General features: G+C 71.4%; 21 protein-coding genes. 17 read left to right on the forward strand and 4 right to left on the reverse strand.

The window, feature by feature from the left end; all coding sequences use genetic code 11:
- Positions 1-50: 50 nt before the first annotated feature.
- Positions 51-524 (forward strand): NUDIX hydrolase, encoded by a 474-nt coding sequence (locus KGQ19_RS22735; protein WP_212011242.1) that lies wholly within the window; start codon positions 51-53, stop codon positions 522-524.
- A gap of 65 nt (positions 525-589) precedes the next feature.
- The gene (locus KGQ19_RS22740; protein WP_212011243.1) at positions 590-1,066 is read left to right on the forward strand and encodes a macro domain-containing protein; all 477 of its coding nucleotides are present in this window, start codon (positions 590-592) and stop codon (positions 1,064-1,066) included.
- Positions 1,067-1,087: 21 nt separating this feature from the next.
- Here the strand turns inward: KGQ19_RS22740 and KGQ19_RS22745 are convergent, their stop codons facing one another.
- Positions 1,088-1,861, reverse strand: coding sequence for a hypothetical protein (locus KGQ19_RS22745; protein ID WP_212011244.1), 774 nt, complete (start codon positions 1,859-1,861; stop codon positions 1,088-1,090).
- 268 nt (positions 1,862-2,129) lie between these two features.
- Positions 2,130-2,639, reverse strand: a complete 510-nt coding sequence (locus KGQ19_RS22750) for an inorganic diphosphatase (RefSeq protein WP_212011245.1) — start codon at positions 2,637-2,639, stop codon at positions 2,130-2,132.
- 94 nt (positions 2,640-2,733) lie between these two features.
- Here KGQ19_RS22750 and dacB point away from each other — a divergent pair, with 94 nt between their 5' ends.
- A complete protein-coding gene (gene dacB, locus KGQ19_RS22755) occupies positions 2,734-4,248 on the forward strand; it encodes a D-alanyl-D-alanine carboxypeptidase/D-alanyl-D-alanine endopeptidase (protein ID WP_212011246.1) in 1,515 nt (504 codons plus the stop codon).
- Here the strand turns inward: dacB and KGQ19_RS22760 are convergent.
- Complete coding sequence (locus KGQ19_RS22760; RefSeq protein ID WP_212011247.1) at positions 4,245-4,634, reverse strand: MerR family transcriptional regulator; 390 nt, start codon at positions 4,632-4,634, stop codon at positions 4,245-4,247. The genes dacB and KGQ19_RS22760 overlap by 4 nt on opposite strands.
- Before the next feature lie 65 nt (positions 4,635-4,699).
- Between KGQ19_RS22760 and KGQ19_RS22765 the strand changes: the two genes are divergently transcribed.
- The 13 genes from KGQ19_RS22765 to KGQ19_RS22825 all read left to right on the forward strand — a co-directional run bounded on the left by KGQ19_RS22765 (position 4,700) and on the right by KGQ19_RS22825 (position 18,864).
- Entirely contained in the window at positions 4,700-5,572 is an 873-nt protein-coding gene (locus KGQ19_RS22765; protein WP_212011248.1) for a polysaccharide deacetylase family protein, read from the forward strand.
- Positions 5,573-5,676: 104 nt separating this feature from the next.
- Positions 5,677-6,732: a zinc-dependent metalloprotease gene (locus KGQ19_RS22770; protein WP_212011249.1), complete on the forward strand. Its 1,056-nt coding sequence runs from the start codon at positions 5,677-5,679 to the stop codon at positions 6,730-6,732.
- A gap of 245 nt (positions 6,733-6,977) precedes the next feature.
- A complete protein-coding gene (gene tilS / locus KGQ19_RS22775; RefSeq protein ID WP_212011250.1) occupies positions 6,978-8,054 on the forward strand; it encodes a tRNA lysidine(34) synthetase TilS in 1,077 nt (358 codons plus the stop codon).
- Between the two features lie 22 nt (positions 8,055-8,076).
- A complete protein-coding gene (gene hpt / locus KGQ19_RS22780) occupies positions 8,077-8,631 on the forward strand; it encodes a hypoxanthine phosphoribosyltransferase (RefSeq protein WP_329956295.1) in 555 nt (184 codons plus the stop codon).
- Positions 8,632-8,816: 185 nt separating this feature from the next.
- The gene (ftsH, locus tag KGQ19_RS22785; protein ID WP_212011251.1) at positions 8,817-10,835 is read left to right on the forward strand and encodes an ATP-dependent zinc metalloprotease FtsH; all 2,019 of its coding nucleotides are present in this window, start codon (positions 8,817-8,819) and stop codon (positions 10,833-10,835) included.
- Positions 10,836-10,951: 116 nt separating this feature from the next.
- Positions 10,952-11,548 (forward strand): GTP cyclohydrolase I FolE, encoded by a 597-nt coding sequence (folE, locus tag KGQ19_RS22790; RefSeq protein ID WP_212011261.1) that lies wholly within the window; start codon positions 10,952-10,954, stop codon positions 11,546-11,548.
- The gene (locus tag KGQ19_RS22795) at positions 11,545-13,890 is read left to right on the forward strand and encodes a phosphatidylglycerol lysyltransferase domain-containing protein (RefSeq protein WP_307856481.1); all 2,346 of its coding nucleotides are present in this window, start codon (positions 11,545-11,547) and stop codon (positions 13,888-13,890) included. Before folE ends, KGQ19_RS22795 begins: the two co-directional genes overlap by 4 nt.
- Before the next feature lie 9 nt (positions 13,891-13,899).
- Positions 13,900-14,781 (forward strand): dihydropteroate synthase, encoded by an 882-nt coding sequence (folP, locus tag KGQ19_RS22800; protein ID WP_212011252.1) that lies wholly within the window; start codon positions 13,900-13,902, stop codon positions 14,779-14,781.
- Positions 14,778-15,482, forward strand: a complete 705-nt coding sequence (locus KGQ19_RS22805; RefSeq protein WP_212011253.1) for a nuclear transport factor 2 family protein — start codon at positions 14,778-14,780, stop codon at positions 15,480-15,482. Before folP ends, KGQ19_RS22805 begins: the two co-directional genes overlap by 4 nt.
- Before the next feature lie 109 nt (positions 15,483-15,591).
- Positions 15,592-16,023: a dihydroneopterin aldolase gene (folB, locus tag KGQ19_RS22810; RefSeq protein ID WP_230419191.1), complete on the forward strand. Its 432-nt coding sequence runs from the start codon at positions 15,592-15,594 to the stop codon at positions 16,021-16,023.
- On the forward strand, positions 16,020-16,574 hold the full coding sequence (gene folK / locus KGQ19_RS22815) for a 2-amino-4-hydroxy-6-hydroxymethyldihydropteridine diphosphokinase (RefSeq protein ID WP_212011255.1): 555 nt from the start codon (positions 16,020-16,022) through the stop codon (positions 16,572-16,574). Before folB ends, folK begins: the two co-directional genes overlap by 4 nt.
- Before the next feature lie 377 nt (positions 16,575-16,951).
- Positions 16,952-17,575: a DUF3180 domain-containing protein gene (locus KGQ19_RS22820; RefSeq protein WP_212011256.1), complete on the forward strand. Its 624-nt coding sequence runs from the start codon at positions 16,952-16,954 to the stop codon at positions 17,573-17,575.
- 113 nt (positions 17,576-17,688) lie between these two features.
- Positions 17,689-18,864, forward strand: a complete 1,176-nt coding sequence (locus KGQ19_RS22825) for a hypothetical protein (RefSeq protein ID WP_212011257.1) — start codon at positions 17,689-17,691, stop codon at positions 18,862-18,864.
- Positions 18,865-18,938: 74 nt separating this feature from the next.
- Here KGQ19_RS22825 and KGQ19_RS22830 read toward each other — a convergent pair whose 3' ends face one another.
- The gene (locus KGQ19_RS22830) at positions 18,939-20,111 is read right to left on the reverse strand and encodes an NADH-quinone oxidoreductase subunit D (protein ID WP_212011258.1); all 1,173 of its coding nucleotides are present in this window, start codon (positions 20,109-20,111) and stop codon (positions 18,939-18,941) included.
- A gap of 230 nt (positions 20,112-20,341) precedes the next feature.
- Between KGQ19_RS22830 and KGQ19_RS22835 the strand changes: the two genes are divergently transcribed.
- On the forward strand, positions 20,342-21,178 hold an 837-nt coding region (locus KGQ19_RS22835), incomplete at its 3' end, for a hypothetical protein (RefSeq protein WP_212011259.1).

The following is a 21,178-nucleotide window of genomic DNA, read 5'->3' on the forward strand; positions in this document are numbered from 1 at the left end:
CGGATGGACTAGGAAGGTCTGTGGCGCGGCGACGCCGATAGCCTGACAGCATGCCGATTCCCGAGTTCATCGTCGACATCCGCAAGAAGATCGGCCACGACCTGCTGTGGCTCCCCGGGGTCACCGGCCTGGTCGTCGACGACGCGCAGCGGGTGTTGCTGGTGCGGCGTGCCGACGACCTCCGATGGACGCTCGTCACCGGCTGTCTGGATCCGGGCGAGCAGCCGGCCGTGGGGATCATGCGCGAGATCCTGGAGGAGACCGGCGTGGCGGCCCGGGCCGAGCGGGTGCTGGCGGTGGACGTGACGAGTCAGCACACGCATCCCAACGGGGACGAGACCGTGTTCCTGGATGTGGGATTCGTCTGTACGCCGACAGGAGGCTCCGCGCGCGTCAACGACGACGAGTCGGTCGACGTCGGATGGTTTCCGATCGCGGAGCTGCCCACGCTGCCCGAGCGGCACGAGAAGTACGTGCGGCGCTACCTCGACGGGATCGAGACGACCTGGTTCGCAGAAGCCTGAGCCGGACCGCCGAATTCCCCGTTTATCGGCTCGCGGCTGTCAGACCCGGGCCGGATGATGGCGGCATGGCTCCCATCCGATACCTGGCCGGTGACGCGACGGTTCCGCAGGCGAAGGGACCGAAGCTGATCGCGCATGTCTGCAACGACCGGGGCGGCTGGGGCAAGGGCTTCGTGCTGGCGGTGTCGGCGCGGTGGCAGGAGCCTGAGAAGGCCTTCCGGAAGTGGTACCGCGAGCGCTCGGCCAACGACTTCGGGCTGGGCGCGGTGCAGGTGGTCGAGGTCGGCCGGGGGCTGTGGGTGGCCAACATGATCGGGCAGCACGGGACCAAGACCGGTTCGGCCGGGCCGCCGATCCGGTACGAGGCCGTCGACCAGTGCCTGGCGCGGCTGGCCGAGCATGCGCTCGAGCTCGGGGCGTCCGTGCACATGCCGCGGATCGGCTGCGGGCTGGCCGGGGGCAAGTGGGGGCGGGTCGAGCCGCTGGTGGCCGTGCGGCTGGGGGAGCGCGACATAGCGGTCACGATCTACGACCACGACTGACGTGCGCCGCGCCCCCTGCCCTCAGCAGTGGCACAGCAGCCGCACGACGACGCAGTCCTCGTCCAGCTCCTCCAGGTACGCCGTGGACCGCCGGGCGAACGTGTCGCTCTCCTCGTCGGGGCCGGGGCTGTAGGGCTTGATCCCGGTCCACTCACCGTCCAGGGTGAGCAGGGCGGCGCGCGCCACGGCCCAGGTCTCGGCCAGGTCGAAACCGGGTTCCGGGTCGCGGGTGTAGACGGTGATCGGGTCGGTGTCCGGGCCGAGGACCCAGGCGCCCAGGCTCGGGTAGCGTTCGAAGACCGACTGGTGGTTCAGGGCTTTGATCAGCGGCTGGGCGTGGTGGTCGGCGACCGCCTGCTTGCGGGGGTAGCCCTCGGGGTCGGCGGCGTGCCGGGCCAGGAACGCGGTCAGCGGCTCGGCCGGGGGGTGGTCGGCCACCAGGCGTTCGAAGTCGCGCTGCTGGGACTCCCAGTAGGTCAGCGCCTCGGTGCGGGCGGTGCGGCGGCAGGCGTCGAAGTCCAGCAGGCCGCGCGGGCCGCCGTCGCAGCGGAGCGGTTCGTGCGGGGTGCCGACGACCACCGGGTCGGCGTGGATCAGCCGGGGGTCGCCGTCGTGCCGGGGCTTCACGGCGAAGCGCTGGCGGCCGGCGTCCACCCGGTACCAGTCCCAGGTCGCGTCCGGATCGAAGTCGTCGCCGCGGTTCATGTCGAACGGCGCCATCGCCTCGGCCAGCGCCCCCTGGACGTCGGGGAGCGCGGACGGCGGCAGGCAGACGTTGACCCGGTATTTGCTCATGGCTGCGGCCCCTCTCGCCGGTCGCGGAGGGGCCGATGTTAGCGGGCGGGGGCGCGGGCGGCCAGCGGACTTACGGAGATCTCAGGGATCTGGAGGGATTTCTGGGATTCCTGGAGTCCGGGCATCTCAGAGTGCGGCGAGGCGCCCCGGGACGCAAAGCCCCCGGCGGGATCACTCCCGCCGGGGGCTCCGACGTTCTCAACCGCGCACCGCGCCGGTCCGGGCGAAGGCCGGACGGTGGTCACCGCCTGTCTGACGGGCGGTGGAGCTACAGGTGGTGGACCTTCTCCTCCTCCGGCAGCTCCTCGAACCGCTTGTAGGAGCGCTGGATCTCGGCCTCGGCCTGGGCCCGGTTCTGCCACTCGGCGTGGTGGACCTCCTTGCCCGGCTCCAGGTCCTTGTAGGTGGTGAAGAAGTGCTGGATCTCCTGGCGCTCGAACTCCGCGATGTGGTGGTAGTCACGCAGGTGCTCGAAGCGCGGGTCGGTGGCCGGCACGCACAGGATCTTGTCATCGCCCCCGGCCTCGTCGGCCATGTTCAGCATGCCGATCGCGCGGCAGCGGATCAGGCAGCCCGGGAACGTGGGCTCGTCGAGCAGGACCATGGCGTCCAGCGGGTCGCCGTCCAGGGACAGCGTGTCCTCGATGAAGCCGTAGTCGGTCGGGTAGACCATCGAGGTGAAAAGCATCCGGTCCAGCCGTATGCGGCCGGTCTTGTGATCGACCTCGTACTTGTTGCGCTGGCCCTTGGGGATCTCGATGAGAACGTCGAACTCCATGGTCTTTCCTCGTTTCCGCGCTTTCAGGTGCTGCTACTAGTGTCGCCCAGACAGGCGGTGACGACAGAGTTCGCGAGATCAAGGAGTGACCTGAGTGGCAAGACAGGTGCCGGGAACGCTGCCGACCGCCATTGTGTCAGCCGCGCTCGGGATCGTACTGGCCGCGGGCTGCGTCTGGGCGGCCGGTCCGTGGTCCGGGGGACAACGGGTGAGCGAGCGGGGCGGCCGGGCGCGGGCCGTCGTGGCGCCGGTGGCGCAGGCGTCGCAAGACTCGATCGCGCCCTCCTCGCCGGCGCCGTCGACCCGCTCCGTGGGGCCGACGCACGTTCCGGCCGGGGCCGCGCTCGCTCCCGTTCTCGCAGGTGACAAGGCCGGCAGCGGGTTGACGGCGGCGGAGTTGGCCGGCGCGCTGGGGCCGCTGACGGCGCAGCCGGGCTTCGGCAAGCACGTCGGGATCGCGGTCGCCGACCCGGCTTCGCCGGGGCTGTTGTTCGACGACCACGCCGCGGACGGCTTCGCGCCGGCGTCCACGAACAAAGTGGTGACCGCGGTGGCCGCACTGGCCGCGCTGGGGCCGGACGACCAGTTCGCGACCCGGGTGGTGCAGGGCCAGAACTCGACCGGATCGGCGGGGATCGTGCTGGTCGGAGGGGGTGACCCGACGCTGTCGACGCTCGGGCCGACCGCCGATCCGGCCTACCGGCCGGCCTCGCTGGACGACCTGGCGGCCCGCACCGCGCAGGCCCTGGCGGCCAAGGGCGTGAAATCGGTCACACTGGGCTACGACGCCTCGGTTTTCGCCGGTCCGGCCCTGAACCCGACGTGGTCGCCCGGCTACACGGACGGCAACGTGGCCCCGGTGGCCGGCCTGATGACCGACGAGGGCCGGGCCCAGCCGGCGGTCGACCTCAGTGCCCGGGTGAGCGACCCGGCCGCGGTGGCGGCGGCGGCGTTCGCGCAGCGGCTGACCGCGCACGGCGTCCAGGTGGTCGGCAAGCCCGTCCCGGCCGCCGCCGGCACCGGCCCCGAGGTCGCGCAGGTCACCTCGCCGCGCCTGGCCGACCTGGTCGAGCACATGCTGACGGTCTCGGACAACGACCTCGCCGAGTCGCTGCTGCGGCACGTGGCGCTGGCCGACGGGAAGCCGGCGACGTTCCAGGGCGGCGTCACGGCGGTCCGGGACCAGCTGACGAAGCTCGGGCTGGACCTGACGGGCCTGAACGTCCTGGACGGCAGCGGCCTGTCCCGCGACGACCGCATCGCCCCGGCCTTCCTGGTCCGCGTCCTCTCGGCGGCGGCCGCGGACGACCACCCCGACCTGCGTGCCGCGCTGACCGGCCTGCCGGTCGCGGGCTTCACCGGCACCCTCGCGGAGGACGGCCGCTACACCACGCAGTCCACGCTGGCCGGCGCCGGCCTGGTCCGCGCCAAGACCGGCTCGCTGACCGGCGTGGTGACGCTGGCCGGGCTGGTGCGCGACAACTCCGGGCAGCTGCTGGTGTTCGCGCTGATGGCCGACCAGGCGCCGGACGCCGCGGCGGCGCGCGGGGCGGTGGACCGGGTGGCGACGGTTTTGGCGGGGTGCGGGTGTGGGGGTGGCGCCGGCTAGGCCGGAACGGCCCGCTCCACGCCCAAAGCGCACTGCTTCAGCGACCCCACGTACTCCGCGATCGCGTCGTGGTTCCGCGTCAGCAGCGCGATCCGCTCCGCCAGCCGGTCCCGGTGGCCCTCCAGGGTGGCGATGATGTCGGGGGTGGCGTCGGCGAAGTGGATCTCGCTCGGCTCGTTCAGGCAGGGCAGGATCTGCCGGATGATCCGCGTCGACAGCCCGGCGTCCAGCAGCCCGCGGATGTGCGCGACCTGGTCGACCAGTGCTTCGTCGTAGTCGCGGTAGCCGTTGGCGGACCGGTCGACGCGGATCAGGCCCTGCTCCTCGTAGTAGCGGAGCAGGCGGGGGCTGGTAGCGGTGCGTTCCGCCAGTTCGCCGATGCGCATGTGACCCACCTCACGGGAATGGCCGTTTGACCCTCACATCCGTGTGAAGGTTCGACCATGGTCGCATGAGCCAGGACATCGAGCTTTACGACTACCGTCCCATCACCGAGCGCGCGCCGCTGAGCTGGCCGGAGGGCAAGCGCGTGGCGTTCTACGTCGGCCTCAACATCGAGCACTTCTACGTCGACCTCCCCGGCACCGCGACCTACGAGGGCACCACGGCACTGACCCCCGACAGCCTCAATTACGGCTGGCGTGACTACGGCCCGCGGGTCGGCATCTGGCGGCAGATCAAGGTGTTCGACAAGCACGGCATCAAAGCCAGTGCCCTGCTGAACTCCGACGTCGCCGCGCGCTATCCGCAGATCATCGACGCCGGCGTGCAGCGCGGCTGGACCTGGCTCGGCCACGGGGCCAGCAACAGCCACCTGTTCACCGCCTTGGACCGCGACGTCGAGCAGGGCCAGATCCGCGAGGTGCTGCAGACCATCGAGCGGGCGACCGGTGCCAAGGTGCGCGGCTGGATGGGGCCGGGGCTGATCGAGACCTTCAACACGCCCGAGCTGCTGGCCGCCGAGGGCGTGGAGTACGTCCTGGACTGGACCAACGACGACCAGCCCTACCCGACCAACGTCCCGGGGCTGCTGAGCCTGCCGTACTCGGTGGAGCTGAACGACATCGGGATCTTCGTGAGCAAGGGGCTGACCGGGCCGGACTTCGTGCGGATGGTCAGGGACCAGGTGGACCAGCTGGCCGAGGACGCGGCCGACGGCTCCGGGCGGGTGCTGGCGCTGGCGCTGCACCCCTTCATCACCGGCCAGGCGTTCCGCACCCGGTACCTGGACGAGGCGCTGGAGTACGTGGTGAACCATCCGGCGGTGTGGAGCACCACCTCCGACGCGATCGCCGATCACTACCTGGCCGTGCCAAGGGGGTGAGCCCGCCGGCGCACCACACAGACCCACCGCACAGACCCACCACACAGCCGATCGGCCGCGATCCGATCTAGGTTTCACCGCCCCCGCCACGTAGCCTGAGAGCCATGACGGCGAGAGCGCAGCTGGTCGACTGGCAACTGGCGGTGGCGACGGCCGAGCGTCTGGTGCGGCCAGGTCCCCCGACCTCCGCGGCCGAGGCCGCCGCCACCGTGGCGGACCTGCGCCGGTACGCCGCGGAGTCCCGGGAGCACGTGGCCGGGTTCACCGGGCTGGACAACATGGGCACCATCCTCACCGAGCCGCAGGTGCTGGTGGTGGACCGGGCCGGCTGGATCCGGGCCAACGTCGAGGGCTTCCGCATCGTCACCGAGCCGCTGGCCCGCAAACTGAACGAGAAGCGCGAGGGCGTCCCGCCGTCCGGGCTGGCCGCCCTCGGGCCCAAGGCCACCGCGCTGGAGCTGGGCACCCTGCTGGCCTACCTCTCGCACCGGATCCTGGGCCAGTACGAGATCTTCCAGGAGCCCGGCCGGCTGTTACTGGTCGCCCCGAACATCGTCGCGGTCGAGCGGGAGCTGCAGGTCAAGCCGGACGACTTCCGGCTGTGGGTGTGTCTGCACGAGGAGACCCACCGCACGCAGTTCGCCGCGGTGCCGTGGCTGCGCGCGCACATCCTCGGCGAGATCGAGTCCTTCATCGCCGGCATGGACACCGACCCCGGGGCGCTGGCCAAGCGCGTCCGCGAGGCCGCCCAGCAGCGGCGGGAGACCGGGGAGAAGCGGCCGATCACCGAGCTGGTGCAGACCCCGCGGCAGGTGGCGGTGCTGGACCGGATGGTCGCGGTGATGTCGCTGCTGGAGGGGCACGCGGACTTCGTGATGGACGGGGTCGGGCCGCGGGTGGTGCCCAGCGTCGCCGACATCCGGCGCAAGTTCGGGCAGCGCCGGGCCAAGGGCGCCAGCCGGATCGACGCGGTCGTGCGCCGGGTGATCGGGATGGACGCCAAGATCCGGCAGTACCGGGACGGTTCGCGGTTCGTGGCCGCGGTGGTCGAGCAGGCCGGGATGTCCGGCTTCAACCGGGTGTGGACCTCGCCGAACACGTTGCCGACCCGGGCCGAGATCAACGATCCGGCGGCCTGGCTGGCCCGCGTGCGGCCCTGAGCCGGCGCCTCGGGAGCAGCGCCCGGCCAGCGCCGAACCAGCGCCGAACCAGCGCCCGACCAGCGCCCGACCAGCGGGAAAAACTCGCGTGATGCGCGAAAGTCGCCGACCGGAACACTCGTCCCAAGCCGTAAGGGTGGTCCTCCGGAGTGTCGCCGCGACCTGAGACGGGTCCGCGTCGTTGCGCCGGGAAAGATGCCCTGGAAGAGAAGACCCGGGCGTCGCACGTACGAAGGAGTACAACCATGGGTCCAGCCCCCGCAGTCGCCGCGATACGCCTGGCCGTTCGCAAGGCCCTCGCCGACCACGCCCCCGGCGGCCTCGTCCTGGTCGCCTGTTCCGGCGGCGCCGACTCCATCGCCCTGGCCTGCGCCACCGCGTTCGTCGCGCCCCGGCTGTCCCTGCGCTTCGGCGGCCTGACCGTCGACCACAATCTGCAGGCCGGCTCGGCCGCGCAGGCCGAGCGCGTCGTGCGCTTCCTGGCCGGCCTGGGCTTCGACCCGGTCCAGGCGCTGCCGGTGCACGTCGACGGCCGTGGGGGACCCGAGGCCGCGGCCCGCGTCGCGCGCTACGGCGCGCTGGACGCCGCCGCCGACCGGCTGGGCGCCGCCACCGTACTGCTCGGCCACACCCGCGACGACCAGGCCGAGACCGTGCTACTGGGCCTGGCCCGGGGCTCCGGCGCGCGCAGCCTGGCCGGGATGCCGGCCCGGCACGGCCGTTACGCGCGCCCCTTCCTGGACCTGCCGCGCGCCACCACGGTCGCCGCGGCCATGGCCGAGGGCTTCGAGCCCTGGGACGACCCGCACAACGCCGACCCGGCCTACACCCGCTCCCGGGTCCGGCACGCCGCCATCCCGGCCCTGTCCGCGGCCCTCGGCCCGGGGATACCGGAAGCGCTGGCGCGGACCGCGAAAATGCTGCGTGAGGACACCGAGGCGCTGGACGCCTGGGCCGCCCGGGAGTTCGACAGGCTCCTGGAGCCCTTCGGTGACTGTGATCTGTCCCACTACCTCGACGTCTCCGAATTGTCCGGGCTGCCCACCGCGGTGCGTCGCCGGGTGCTGCGGCTGGCCGCGCTGCGGGCCGGCTGTCCCGGCTCTGACCTGGCCGCGGTCCACATCGAGGAGCTCGACCGGCTGCTGACCGACTGGCGGGGTCAGGGACCGTTGCACCTGCCCAGCGCCGTCGCGGTGGCCCGGCGGTATGGAAAGCTGGCCTTCGAGAGGTCCGGTGCGCTGCGCCGAGGTGGCGCGGACCGGAACGATCCCGGCCAAGCGGCGGAGGACCCCGCCCCGGCCGGATTGTTGATGCCGGCTTAGCGACGCACGAGGGACTTCCAGCGTGGACGACAAGGACATGGGCCCGGACCTGGAGAAGGTCCTCATCTCGGCCGATGAGATCAAGGCCAAACTGGCCGGGCTCGCCCGCGCGATCGAGGCCGACTACGAGGGCAAGGAGATCCTGCTGGTCGGGGTCCTGAACGGCGCCCTGATCGTGATGGCCGACCTGATCCGCGAGCTGCACATCGACTCGGAGATGGACTGGATGGCGATCTCGTCCTACGGGGCCGGCACCAAGTCCTCCGGCGTGGTGCGGATCCTGAAGGACCTCGGCGCCGACATCCAGGACCGGCACGTGCTGGTGGTCGAGGACATCATCGACTCCGGGCTGACCCTGTCCTGGCTGCTGTCCAACCTGCGCTCGCGCCGCCCGGCCTCGCTGGAGGTGGTGACGCTGCTGCGCAAGCCGGACGCGGCCAAGGTCGCGATCGACGTCAAGTACGTCGGCTTCGACATCCCCAACGAGTTCGTCGTCGGCTACGGCCTGGACTACGCGCAGCGCTTCCGCGGGCTGCCCTTCATCGGCACACTCGCGCGTCACGTATACAGTTCGTAGGCGGAATGACACTCCGGTACGCCACGTTGAGCCCAGTGTGGGTTCATCCGGGACCTCGCGCGGGAACGCAGTGACCGCGTACGGTCGTTAGGCATCATGAACTAGGCATCATGAACTGACACCCGCAGTGTTGCTGCACCGACATATTCCCGCCGTGAACCGCTAGCACGAGTCGTAGAGGATCGATGGACGTCAAGCGATACTTCCGAGGCCCAGTGATCTGGGTCGTCCTGGCCGTCGTGGCGGTCCTCGCGGTCATGCAGCTGGTCTCCTCGGCCGGCGGCCCCAAGTCCGTGGACACCTCCGTCATCATGGACGCCATCACCAAGAACCAGGTTGTCTCCGCCAAGGTGGTCGGCGGCTCCGGTTCCTCGGTCGAGGTCAAGGTGGACCCGGCCGGGTCGGTCGCCCAAGCCCAGGGCGGCGCCACCGACCTGAAGGCCACCTACCTGAACGACCAGCAGGGCGAGGACATCACCAAGGCTCTGCAGACCAGCCAGTCGGCCGGCGGTATCAAGGACGGCTGGAACGTCTCCCTGGCCAAGCAGAACGCCTTCATCGGCATCCTGATCACGCTGCTGCCGTTCGTCCTGATCGCCCTGGTCTTCCTGTTCCTGATGAACCAGATGCAGGGCGGCGGCTCCCGGGTGATGAACTTCGGGAAGTCCAAGGCCAAGCTGGTCAGCAAGGACACGCCGAAGACCACCTTCGCCGACGTGGCCGGCGCGGACGAGGCCGTGGAGGAGCTCCAGGAGGTCAAGGAGTTCCTGGAGGCCCCGGCCAAGTTCCAGGCCATCGGCGCCAAGATCCCCAAGGGCGTGCTGCTCTACGGCCCGCCCGGAACCGGTAAGACGCTGCTGGCCCGCGCGGTGGCCGGCGAGGCCGGGGTGCCGTTCTTCTCGATCTCCGGTTCGGACTTCGTCGAGATGTTCGTCGGTGTCGGCGCTTCCCGCGTGCGCGACCTGTTCGAGCAGGCCAAGGCCAACGCCCCGGCGATCGTGTTCGTCGACGAGATCGACGCCGTGGGCCGGCACCGCGGCGCGGGTCTGGGCGGCGGTCACGACGAGCGCGAGCAGACGCTGAACCAGCTGCTGGTCGAGATGGACGGGTTCGACGTCAAGGGCGGCGTGATCCTGATCGCCGCGACCAACCGCCCGGACATCCTGGACCCGGCGCTGCTGCGCCCGGGCCGCTTCGACCGGCAGATCGCGGTCGAGGCCCCGGACCTGGAGGGCCGCAAGCAGATCCTGGCGGTGCACAGCAAGGGCAAGCCGCTGGCGCAGGGCGTGGACCTGGCCTCGCTGGCCAAGCGCACCCCGGGCTTCACCGGTGCGGACCTGGCCAACGTGCTGAACGAGGCCGCGCTGCTGACCGCGCGCAACGACAAGAAGCTCATCGACAACTTCGCGCTGGACGAGGCCGTGGACCGCGTGGTCGCCGGCCCGCAGAAGCGGACCCGCCTGATGAGCGACAAGGAGAAGAAGGTCACCGCGTACCACGAGGGCGGCCACGCCCTGGTGGCGCACGCGATGCCGAACCTGGACCCGGTGCACAAGATCACGATCCTGTCCCGCGGCCGCGCGCTGGGCTACACGATGGTGCTGCCGGAGGAGGACAAGTACTCCACCACGCGCAACGAGATGCTGGACAACCTGGCCTACGCCATGGGCGGCCGCACCGCCGAGGAGCTGGTCTTCCACGACCCGACCACCGGCGCCTCGAACGACATCGAGAAGGCCACCAACATCGCCCGCTCGATGGTCACCCAGTACGGCATGACCGAGCGCCTGGGCCCGATCAAGTTCGGCAAGGAGACCGGCGAGGTCTTCCTGGGCCGCGACATGGGCCACCAGCGCGACTACTCCGAGGAGATCGCCTCGATCGTCGACGAGGAGGTCAAGCGGCTGATCGAGAGCGCGCACGACGAGGCCTGGGAGGTCCTGGTCGAGTACCGCGACGTGCTGGACCAGCTGGTCCTTCAGCTGCTGGAGAAGGAGACGCTGAACAAGGAGGAGATCGCCGCGATCTTCGCCTCGGTGACCAAGCGCCCGCAGCGTCCGGCCTGGATCGGCTCCTCGCGCCGCACCCTGCAGACCCGCCCGCCGGTGCAGACGCCGCGGGAGCTGGAGGCGGCTCGCTCGGCGGCCAACGGAACGGTGACCGACAGCATCATCGGTCGGACGGATACGGTGCCTGAACAGTGAGTGCGAGCAACACCGAGAGCGACAGCACTGAGAATCACCGCGGCGGTGCCGCTTCCCAGGCCGATGACGGTCGGGGGGGCGGCATCGCCCGCGTCAGCCTCCAGGGGCAGCCGGAGCTGGCCGCGCCGGACCTGGGCCGCGCGGTGGCCGACTACGACGCCGAGCGCGCCGAGCGCGCGGTGCGGGAACTGCTGATAGCCGTCGGCGAGGATCCGGACCGGGAAGGCCTGAAGGACACCCCGGCGCGGGTGGCGCGGGCCTACCGGGAGATCTTCGCCGGGCTCTACCAGGCGCCTGAGGACGTGCTGACGACCACCTTCGACATCGGGCACGACGAGATGGTGCTGGTCCGGGACATCGAGGTCTACAGCACGTGTGAGCACCACCTGGTGCCGTTCCACGGAGTGGCCCACGTGGGGTACATTCCCTCGGTGGACGGACGCATCACGGGCCTGTCCAAGCTGGCCCGACTGGTCGACGTCTACGCCAAGCGGCCCCAGGTCCAGGAACGTCTGACGACGCAGATCGCCGACGCCGTGGTGCGCATCCTGGAACCGCGCGGGGTCATCGTCGTTGTGGAGTGCGAACACCTGTGCATGTCGATGCGAGGGATCCGGAAGCCGGGCGCGAAGACCGTGACGTCGGCGGTGCGGGGGCAACTGCTCGCCCCGGCCAGCCGCGCCGAGGCGATGAGCCTGATCCTGGGGCGGTGAGCGCCCGTCCGGCTCGGACCGCGACCGCGACCGACTTCGCCGACCACACCGACCGCGACCACTGCGCCGGCCCCACCGGCGGCGCGGCCACCAGAGCGGTTCCGGGCCCGCGCGTCAAGTCCTCCGGGGCGGGTAAGCGCGGGAATGGGAACGCCGAACCGGCGAGCTCGCCCGGGGATTTTCCGAAGGATGCCCCGGGAAGCAGTGACGCGCGGCACAATCAGGTCGGATCCGTCACCCCCGCGGATGTCGCTGACAACACTTGTGACAACCCGCGCGGTGTCCTCGAACGTCCCTCCAACATGACTCGGGCCAAAGCCATGACCTCCAATACCGCGCCGCCTCCGTCCGACGCGGCGGCGGCGCAGCCGGGGCAGCCCCGCAAATGGGTGCCGCGACTCGTCGCGTACATCACCTACCTGGCCGGCTTCGGCAACATCGCCTCGGCCATCTCGCCCGGCTTCCGGCATTCCCGGGTGCACTCGCTGAGCGTCAAGGTGCCCACCGAGGTCCAGAACCTGGCCGCCGCGGCCACCCTGATGTCCGGGGTGCTGCTGGTGCTGATCGCGCACGCCCTCAAGCGCCGCAAGAAGCGGGCCTGGTGGGTGGCGGTGGTACTGCTGATCACAGTGGTGGTCTTCCACCTGGTGCGTTCCTTCCGCGGTGAGGACCGCGACGCGGCTACGCACTACCTGGGGATCCAGATCTTCCTGACGATCGTGGTGCTGGTCCTGTTGCTGGTCTACCGGGAGGAGTTCTACGCCCTCGGCGACCCGTACACGCGCTGGCGGGCGCTGCGCGCCTTCGTGCTGCTGGCGGCCTTCTCCTTCGCCTCCGGCATGGCCCTGATGTACTGGCAGAGCAAGCACATCGACGGCGACCCGAGCGCCTGGACCCGGCTGCAGCACGTGGCCCTGGGCCTGATGGGCATCGACGGCCCGGTGAACTTCAAACGCGGCTCGACCGACGACCTGGTCGCCGCGCTGCTCGGCGGGCTGGGCCTGATGACCGCGCTGATCGTGGCCTACCTGGTGCTGCGCCCGGCCGAGCCGATCGCCCGGCAGAGCGCCCAGGACGACGAGCGGCTGCGCGAGCTGATCGCCAAGCAGGGCCGCCGGGACTCACTGGCCTACTTCGCCACCCACCGCGACAAGTCGGTGATCTGGTCGCCGTCCGGCAAGGCCGCGATCACCTACCGCGTGGTCTCCGGCGTGATGCTGGCCTCCGGCGACCCGATCGGCGACCCCGAGGCCTGGCCCGGCGCGATCAAGGTCTACGTCGAGGAGGCCGACCGGCACGCCTGGGTGGTGGCCGTGGTCGGCTGCTCGGAGACCGGCGGCGAGGTGTGGTGCCGCGAGGCCGACCTGGACGCGCTGGAACTGGGCGACGAAGCCATCTGCTACGCCGACAAGTTCAGCCTGGAAGGCCGCGCGATGCGCAACGTGCGGCAGATGGTGAACCGGGTCGAGCGCCAGGGCTATGAGTGCCAGGTGCGCCGGCTCAAGGACATCCCGCGCTCGGAGGTCGAGCTGATCAAGACCGGCATCGAGGCCTGGCGCGGGTCCAGTGAGCGCGGCAGCTTCTCGATGGCGCTGGGCCCGGACCGGTTCGGGGATCCGTCCGACGGCGAGTGCGTGGTGGCCACCGCGACCAAGGACCGTGAGGTACGGGCCCTGATCAACTTCGTGCCCTGGGGCACGGACGGCATGAGCCTGGACCTGATGGTGCGCGACCGCGAGGCCGAGCCGGGGCTGAACGAGCTGCTGATCGTCAAGGCCATGCAGGCGACCAAGGAGCTGGGGATCACCCGGGCCTCGCTGAACTTCGCGGTGTTCCGCTCGGCGCTGGAGCGCGGCGAGAAGCTGGGCGCCGGGCCGATCACCCGGATGTGGCGCTCCACGCTGGTGTTCTTCTCGCGCTGGTACCAGATCGAGTCGCTGTACAAGTTCAACTCGAAGTTCCAGCCGGAGTGGGTGCCGCGGTTCGTGGCGTTCAAGAACACCCGGGACATCCCGCGGGTGGGCCTGGCCTACGCCGAAGCCGAGGGCTTCATCGTCCCGCCCGGCCTGCCGTGGTCGAAGAAGGACCGGGACGAGCGCGAGCTGGACGACGACAACGACGACGGCGGCGTTGACGCCGAGTGCCCTGACAAGGACGAAGACTGCCCCGGCGCGGGTGCGGACGGTGGCGCGGACCGGGGTGCGGACACGGGTGCGGACCGGGGTGCGGACACGGGTGCGGGCCGGGGTCCGGACGCGGGTGCGGGCCGGGAGCAGCGCCGGGTCCCCGAGCCCGAGGCGGCCGTTGGCGGGCCGGGAGGACGCAAGGCCGCGAACGGCTAGGCTTCCACCATGAACGCGCCCGGTCGGCCCCTCAACCGCAGGCAGACCGTGCGCGGCCTGCCGGATTTCGGACGCTGCGCGGTGTTCGGCGTCGTGAACGTCACGCCGGACTCCTTCTCCGACGGCGGCGAGTACTACGCCGACGGCGACACCGCCAAGGCCGTGGCGCACGGCCTGCGGCTGCACCGGCACGGGGTGGACGTGGTCGACGTGGGCGGGGAGTCCACCCGGCCCGGCGCCGCCCGGGTCACCGCGGCGCAGGAGGCGGACCGGGTCCTGCCGGTGATCGAGGCGCTGTCCGCCGCCGGGGTGCGGGTGTCGGTGGACACGATGCGGGCCTCGACCGCCGCCGCCGCGCTGGAGGCCGGCGCGGTGATCGTCAACGACGTCTCCGGCGGCCTGGCCGATCCGGACATGTTCCCGCTCGTGGCCGAATCCGGCGTGCCGTACATCTTGATGCACTGGCGTGGGCACAGCACTGACATGCAGACCCGCGCGGTGTACGGCGACGTGGTGAAGGACGTCACACAGGAACTGCAAGCGCGCTACGAGGCGGCCCTGGCCGCCGGTATCGCCGAGGACCAGGTGATCTTGGATCCGGGCCTGGGCTTCGCGAAGAACGCCGACCACAACTGGGCCCTGCTGGCCCACCTGGAGAAGCTGGAGTCGCTGGGCCGGCCGCTGCTGGTCGCCGCCTCCCGGAAGACCTTCCTGGGCCGGCTGCTGGCCGACGAGGCCGGCGGCTTCCGGCCGCCTTACGGCCGGGACTCGGCGACCGTCGCGCTGTCCGCGCTGGTCGCCGCCGCCGGGGCCTGGGGGGTGCGGGCGCACGACGCGCTCGGCTCGCTGGACGCGGTCCGGGTGGCCGCGGCGCTGACGGCGGCGCGATGAGCGCCGGGGGGTACGGCGGCGGTCCGGTTGGCTCGGACGGTTCAGAGGGCCCGGACGAGCCCGGCGGTCCGGAGGGTCCGGACGAGCTCGGCGGCCCGGACGACCGGGGCGGTGACGGTGAGCCCGGCGGTCCTGGCGGTCTTGGCGGTCCTGGCGGTTCCGGCGGTCCCGACGACCTCGGGGGCCGGGACGGCTTCGGGGACTTCGGCGAGTTCGAGGAGGAGTTCGGCGGTTTCGGGCCCGGACCGGACGGTCCGCCGCCGCAGGTGACCGCGGACATCGGGGCGATCACCGAGGCCAACGAGGAGTTCTACGCCGCCGCCGAGGCCGGCGATCTGGACCGGCTGGGCGCGATCTGGCTGGCCGGGCCGTTCGAGGCCTCGGTGCAGTGCGTGCACCCGGGCTGGGCGCCGGTGTTCGGGCGCGAGGACGTGCTGCGCTCGTGGGCGGTGGTGTGCGCGAACACGCCGTTCCTGCAGTTCTTCCTCACCGACGTCCGGATCGACGTGGTGGACCGGATCGCGGTGGTCAGCCTGACCGAGAACATCATCACCGACATGTCGGCCGGCTCCTCCGAGGAGGACCCGGGTTTCATCGCCGGCGGCCGGGCCACGACCATCAACATCTTCCGTCGGACCGACGAGGGCTGGCGGCTGTGGATGCACCATGCCTCGGCCGTGATGGAGAGCGTCGAGGAGTAGGGCGCGGCGCAGGTCAGCCCGGCCGGAGCCGCGCACCCCGGACCCGGTGCGCGGTATTCGGGCGATCCCGGGACGGCATGCCGGAGTAGGCCCCGGTATGTTCGTCATGATGTCTACTCACACGAAGCGGCTCGACCGGGTGACCGTCCACGGGCTGCGCGGGCGCGGCCACCACGGGGTCTTCGAACGGGAGCGGGAGAAGGGCCAGACGTTCATGGTCGACGTCACGCTGGGCCTGGACACCCGGCGGGCGGCGGTCAGCGACGCGCTGTCGGACACGGTGAACTACGGCGAGGTCTCCGAGCGGATCGTGGCCCTGATCGAGGGCGAGCCCGTGAACCTGATCGAGACCCTGGCGGCCCGGATGGCCGCGATGTGCCTGGAGTACCCGCTCGTGGAGGAAGTCGAGGTCACGCTCCACAAGCCGGACGCGCCGATCACGGTGCCGTTCGAGGACGTCACCGTGACCGTGGTGCGGGCACGGGAGGACCTGGCGGGCGCCGCGGGGCGGCCGCCGGAGAACGGTGGGTCGGCGATATGAGCGAACTCGTCACCGGCGACGGATCGTTCCGGATGCACAGCGCGGTCCTGGCGATCGGCGGCAACCTGGGCGACCGGCTGGCCAACCTGCAGACCGCCGTGGACTCCCTGGCGGACACCCCGAGCCTGACCATCACCTGGCTGTCCCCGGTGTACGAGACCGCCCCGCTGCTGGCCGAGGGCGCCGAAGCACAGGACGACTACCTGAACGCGGTGCTCGGGGTGACCACCGCGCTGCCGCCGGACATGCTCCTGATGCGGACCCAGGCGATCGAGGAGGCCCTGGGCCGCACCCGCGAGGTGCACTGGGGCTCGCGGACCATCGACATCGACATCGTCCAGGTCGACGAACTGGTCTCGGCCGAGTCGGAGCTGACGCTGCCGCACCCGCGGGCCGCACAGCGCGCGTTCGTACTGGCACCGTGGTACGACGCGCGGCCCGAGGACGTGCTGACCGGCGTCGGACCGATCGCCGACCTGCTGACCGCGCTCGGCGGGGCCGCGGCGCAGGGGGCGGCGCGGCGGGACGATCTGGAATTGATGCTGCCTTAGGCAAACAGTCAAACAGCTAGACAGCCAGACAGCCCGATCACTGCCCTGGCGAGCAAGTCGGCGCCCCGGCGCCCCGGCGAGCAAGCCAGCCGGTCCGATCGCCGCGCGACACGCAACCCGGCAAGCAGGTCGGTCTGGCCGCATGGCAGCAGCCAGCCGGCGCCCCGGCGAGCAAGCCAGCCGGCCTGATCACCGCCCCGGCGCGTCGGCCGGGTCCTGAAGCGGTCGCCGGCGGATTGTGCGGCCCCGACTCAGCCACTGGTCAGCGCCTCGTCCCAGGACCGGGGGCGCCTTGGCCGCAGCCGTCGGCCGCCCCGTCGGGCGCCGGAGCCGCAGCGGCTCGCTTCCCGGCGTATCGGCCGCGTACCGTGGACCCTGTGAAGCCCACCCGTCCTCTGGCACTCGCGGTCGCGTTCCTCGTGATCGGCGCCTTGTCCTACGGCGGCGTCCAACTCTGGTCGCACTACGGCATCCCGCCCGGCGTCCCGGCTTCCGCCCCGCTGACCCCGGCGATCCTGGCCGTCATCATCCTGGCCACCGCGCTCGCCTTCCGCGGGCGGCTCAACGCGCAGCGCGAGGCCGTGCAGCGGGTCCTGGACGGGGAGCCGAGCCCGCCGATCCTGCCCGGGCAGCGCGCGCCGAAGCCGCTGGACCCGCTGCAGGCGGCGCGCGCGGTGATGTTCGCCAAGGCCTCGTCGATGGTCGGGGCGATCGTCTCCGGCGTCTACGCCGGCTACGGCGTGTTCCTGCTGAGCAAGCTCAGCGTCGACACCTTCCGCAGCCGGGCCGTCGTCTGCGGGATCACGGTCCTGTGCGGGCTGGCGCTCGTCGCCGCGGCGCTGTATCTGGAGTACGTGTTGCGGGTGCCGCCCAGCGGTCCGGACGACGCGCTGCCGAAGAACGGGACCAAGAGCAAGACGGCCGCTCCGACGCGGCCGGTGCGCAACCGTCCGGACGGGACCTTTCCGGTGCGCCGCGAGTCCAACCATTCAGGGTCTTGATTCGTCGGGTATGTCCGAACCCTGGCTATTTGCAAGATCTTGATATCCGCGTGCCCGGTATCGCTCGTACGTTTCGCTTGTCCGTGCGAGCCCGTAACCAGTAATGTTCGGCCATGCGTCACGCTCGGCAGCTCCAAGCCCAGCGACGCGGGGGCGACATAGCCGGCCCGGCATGGCCCTCGATCGTCGCCACCTCCGCGTCCCTGACGGGCGCGGCCGCGGGCCTCGCGACCACGCTCGTGTGGAGCGATCCGCTCCATCTGCGACTCGGCGTCGGCATGGCCGCCGCCGGGGCCGTCTTCTCCTCCTTGTCCGTGCTCGCCGCGCGCCGCGACCGCACCTCGCGCCGCGAACTGGTGGCCACGATGCGCGAGGACCACGCAGCCGAGCTGCGTTATGAGACCGCGCGGCGGGACAAACAGATCGCCGATCTCAAGACCGACGCGCTGGCCGCCGAGGAGACCGTCGTCCTGTTCGAGGAGCGGGCCAAGGAGGAGCAGGTCCGCGCGGACGCCTCCGAGGCCGCCCGGGTGCGGGCCGAGCACGACCTGGCGGTGCTCTCGGCGTGGGTGCAGCAGACCACGGCCGCGGCCGAGCTGACCCGGTCGGCGGTGCAGTCCTTCGCCCAGGTCCAGCCGTTCGAGCCGGACCGGCAGTTCGAGCCGGTGTCGGTGCACGACCACACGTTCGCGAGCTACACCGCGGCGCGCACGGCGCCGTACGAGCTCGACTACGACCCGGCCTACGCTGCCCGGCACGGCTACGACCCCCAGACGGTGCAGGACCCGGCCGCGGCCTACGAGGCCGGCTACGGCAGCTACGGCGTCGGCGCCGAGATCGACCTGCGGCCGGCCGCCGCGGTGCCGGTCCGGATGCAGGACGCCCCGGTGCCGCTGGCCCCGGTCGCCGAGGCCGCGCACGTTGCTCAGGGCGCGCACGCCGCCCAGGCCGCGCGGGCCGAAGCCGAGCTGTTCGACCAGGCCCCGCGCCCGCTGCGCTCGGCGGTGCTGGCGGTGCGCGACGAGGTCGGGTTCGACGTCGCCGGCGAGGTCGCCGGCCCCGGTCAGGACCCGTACACCGTGCCCGGCGTGGTGGTGCCGCGCCAGCGCGAGGACGGCCTGCCCCCGGCGCTGCCGCAGGGCCGCCCGGTGGCCCCGGAGCGGCTGTACCGGCCTTACCTCGGCGCGGATCAGGGCACCACGTCCAACGCCGCCCCGGTCGACCTGACCATGTACGACGAGACCCAGCAGATGGCCAAGATCGAGCACCGGGAGACCGGGACCGGCTGAGGTTTCTCAAATGTCCTGAGGTTTCCTCGAAAATCGCCCCGCCGGTCTCCGGCGGGGCGATTTTCTTGTCGCCGCTACTTGTCGATGTCGCCGACCACGAAGAACATCGACCCCAGGATCGCCACCATGTCCGACACCAGCGTTCCGGGCAGCACCTCGGAGAGCACCTGGATGTTGTTGAACGAGGCCGAGCGCAGCTTGAGCCGCCACGGGGTCTTGTCGCCGTGCGAGACCAGGAAGTACCCGTTGATGCCCAGCGGGTTCTCGGTCCAGGCGTAGGTGTGGCCCTCGGGCACCTTCAAGATCTTCGGCAGCCGCTGGTTGATCGGCCCGGTCGGCAGCGTGTCCAGTTTGTCGGCGCAGGCCTGCGCGAGGTCCAGGGAGTTGTACGCCTGCGCCAGCAGCACCTCGAAGCGGGCCAGGCAGTCGCCGCGCTCGCCGGTCACCACCTTGAGCTTCTCGCGCACCTCCGGCTCGCCGTAGGCCAGGTACGGATCGTCGCGGCGCAGGTCGAAGTCGACGCCGGCGGCGCGGGCGATCGGGCCGGACACGCCGTAGGCGGCGATCTGCTCGGGGGTCAGGATCCCGACGCCCCGGGTCCGGGCCCGGAAGATCTCGTTGCCGGTGATCAGCCGGTCGATGTCGGACATCCGGGAGCGGACCTTGGCGACCGCCGCCCGGACCCGGTCGGTCCAGCCCAGCGGCAGCTCCTCCTTCAGGCCGCCGACCCGGTTGAACATGAAGTGCATGCGGCCGCCGGAGATCTCCTCCATCACCGCCTGGATCTCCTCGCGCTCGCGGAACGCGTAGAAGATCGGGGTGATCGCCCCGAGCTCCAGCGGATAGGAGCCGAGGAACATCAGGTGGTTGAGGATCCGGTTCAGCTCGGCCAGCAGGGTGCGGGCCCAGGTGGCGCGCTCGGGGACTTCCATCCCGAGCATCCGCTCGACCGCCAGCACCACGCCGAGCTCGCTGGCGAACGCCGAGAGCCAGTCGTGCCGGTTGGCCAGCACGATGATCTGCCGGTAGTCGCGGACCTCGAACAGCTTCTCGGCGCCGCGGTGCATGTAGCCGATGATCGGCTCGGCCGAGACGATGCGCTCGCCGTCCAGCACCAGCCGCAGCCGCAGGACACCGTGGGTGGCCGGGTGCTGCGGGCCGATGTTGAGGACCATGTCGGTGGTCTCCAGGCCCGTGCCGGTGCCCGCGATGCGCTCGGTGAGCTGCTGGGAGGTCATGCCGGCCATTCTGCCAGGCGGCCCGGCCGGGGTCGGGCGGTTGACCGTCCGGGGGCGTCCGGCGCGGGTTCAGGCGCGGGTTCAGGGACGGGTTCGGGGACGGGTTCGGGGGCGCCGATCACGGTTCGGTGACGGCAGGCAACCGGAACCGGCGCATCGCGTCTATGCGGTGGGAGGCCCGTGTCGACGGGCCGCGGGGTGATCAGGGGTCGGATATGAGGCGAAGGCTTCGTGTTGTCGTGACGGGCCTGGCAGTGGTCGGCGCGGGCGCGCTCGGGGCGGGCGCGCTCGCCGGGACGGCGGTCGCGGCGGGGGCGGGCCCGGCGGCCACGCCGCCGTCGGCGCCCCAGCGGCAGACGGTGTCGGGCGTCGCGGCCAACGGCGTGCAGCTGTCGATGTCCGTACCCGCCCAGCTGCCGCTGGACCTGCCGGGGCAGCAGCTGCCCGAGCGCGAGGTCGACGTCGCGGTCAAGGACGTCGGCGGCCAGGGCTACTCGGGGGACGTGAACGTCAACCTGACGTCCGAGGGCTCGGGTGTCAGCACCGTGTCGCTGCGGCTGGACCACTACGACCTGGCGAGCGGGGCGTGGGAGACCGAGACCATCCCTGCCGACCAGGGATCGTTCGGGGTCACCGACAGCGTCACGGTCCCGGCCGGCGGCAGCCAGGTGCTGAAGCTGCGGCTGTCGCCGGGGACGACGGCGGTCGACGACGTGAAGGTGACCGCGTCGGCCGACGGGGCGTCGGTGGTCGCGGCGATCCCGGTGACCGGGCCGGCGTTCCAGGGTTCCGGGATGACGGCCTCGGCGCGGGTGGGGACGGCGACGGTGCTCACCGGGACGCTGACCAATCCGACGGACGTCGGGCTGCAGCACGTGCCGGTGGTGCTGATGCTGTGCCCGAGCGGTCCGACGGGGTGCGTCGCGCACGCTTCGGACGTGAAGGTGGAAGTGCAGGGAAGCGGCGGAGCGTGGCACGGCGTCTCGGTGGTCGACGCCGCGGGCTCGGTGCCGATGCACGCGACCGTGTTGCCGGACCTGGCGGTGGCGGCGGGCGGGACGGCGCAGTTCTCCGTG

Origin of the sequence: Catenulispora pinistramenti, assembly GCF_018274385.1 — a bacterium.
GTDB classification, from domain to species: domain Bacteria; phylum Actinomycetota; class Actinomycetes; order Streptomycetales; family Catenulisporaceae; genus Catenulispora; species Catenulispora pinistramenti.

Excerpts from the sequence above, each read along its gene's own strand:
- KGQ19_RS22735 (WP_212011242.1), top strand. The coding sequence starts at position 51 with ATGCCGATTCCCGAGTTCATCGTCGACATCCGCAAGAAGATCGGCCAC.
- KGQ19_RS22740 (WP_212011243.1), top strand. The coding sequence starts at position 590 with ATGGCTCCCATCCGATACCTGGCCGGTGACGCGACGGTTCCGCAGGCG.
- KGQ19_RS22745 (WP_212011244.1), bottom strand. The coding sequence starts at position 1,861 with ATGAGCAAATACCGGGTCAACGTCTGCCTGCCGCCGTCCGCGCTCCCC.
- KGQ19_RS22750 (WP_212011245.1), bottom strand. The coding sequence starts at position 2,639 with ATGGAGTTCGACGTTCTCATCGAGATCCCCAAGGGCCAGCGCAACAAG.
- KGQ19_RS22760 (WP_212011247.1), bottom strand. The coding sequence starts at position 4,634 with ATGCGCATCGGCGAACTGGCGGAACGCACCGCTACCAGCCCCCGCCTG.
- KGQ19_RS22765 (WP_212011248.1), top strand. The coding sequence starts at position 4,700 with ATGAGCCAGGACATCGAGCTTTACGACTACCGTCCCATCACCGAGCGC.
- KGQ19_RS22770 (WP_212011249.1), top strand. The coding sequence starts at position 5,677 with ATGACGGCGAGAGCGCAGCTGGTCGACTGGCAACTGGCGGTGGCGACG.
- tilS (WP_212011250.1), top strand. The coding sequence starts at position 6,978 with ATGGGTCCAGCCCCCGCAGTCGCCGCGATACGCCTGGCCGTTCGCAAG.
- ftsH (WP_212011251.1), top strand. The coding sequence starts at position 8,817 with ATGGACGTCAAGCGATACTTCCGAGGCCCAGTGATCTGGGTCGTCCTG.
- folP (WP_212011252.1), top strand. The coding sequence starts at position 13,900 with ATGAACGCGCCCGGTCGGCCCCTCAACCGCAGGCAGACCGTGCGCGGC.
- KGQ19_RS22805 (WP_212011253.1), top strand. The coding sequence starts at position 14,778 with ATGAGCGCCGGGGGGTACGGCGGCGGTCCGGTTGGCTCGGACGGTTCA.
- folB (WP_230419191.1), top strand. The coding sequence starts at position 15,592 with ATGTCTACTCACACGAAGCGGCTCGACCGGGTGACCGTCCACGGGCTG.
- folK (WP_212011255.1), top strand. The coding sequence starts at position 16,020 with ATGAGCGAACTCGTCACCGGCGACGGATCGTTCCGGATGCACAGCGCG.
- KGQ19_RS22825 (WP_212011257.1), top strand. The coding sequence starts at position 17,689 with ATGCGTCACGCTCGGCAGCTCCAAGCCCAGCGACGCGGGGGCGACATA.
- KGQ19_RS22830 (WP_212011258.1), bottom strand. The coding sequence starts at position 20,111 with ATGGCCGGCATGACCTCCCAGCAGCTCACCGAGCGCATCGCGGGCACC.